The 373-nt window shown below is 76.7% G+C and carries 1 pseudogene; it reads right to left on the bottom strand.

Annotated elements, in window-relative coordinates:
- Positions 1-373 (bottom strand): annotated as a pseudogene (locus BIV28_RS19645) (phosphoglucosamine mutase); the annotation flags it as partial.

Below are 373 nucleotides of genomic sequence, written 5' to 3'. Positions count from 1 at the left end.
GCGGTCGGCGTCGCCGTCGAGGGCGATGCCGAGGTCGGCGCCCGCCTCGAGGACGGCCGCCCGGAGGGCCTCGGTGTGCGTCGAGCCGAAGCCGTCGTTGATGTTGATGCCGTCGGGCTCGCAGCCGATCGTCGTGACCGCGGCCCCAGCCTCGCGGAAGACGCGGGGGGCCACCTCGGACGCGGCGCCGTGGGCGGCGTCGATGACGACGTGGAGGCCGTCGAGGCGGTGCGGCAGCACGGACAGCAGGTGCGCGACGTAGCGGTCGGCGCCGTCGACCAGCGGGGTGATGCGGCCGACGGCGCCGCCGACGGGTCGCTGCCAGTCGGCGCGCAGCCGGGCCTCGATGCGGTCCTCGAGCTCGTCGGCGAGC

It is taken from the genome of Intrasporangium flavum (assembly GCF_001956915.1).
Lineage (GTDB): Bacteria > Actinomycetota > Actinomycetes > Actinomycetales > Dermatophilaceae > Monashia > Monashia flava.
This window is presented reverse-complemented; position numbering and strand designations above follow the sequence as displayed.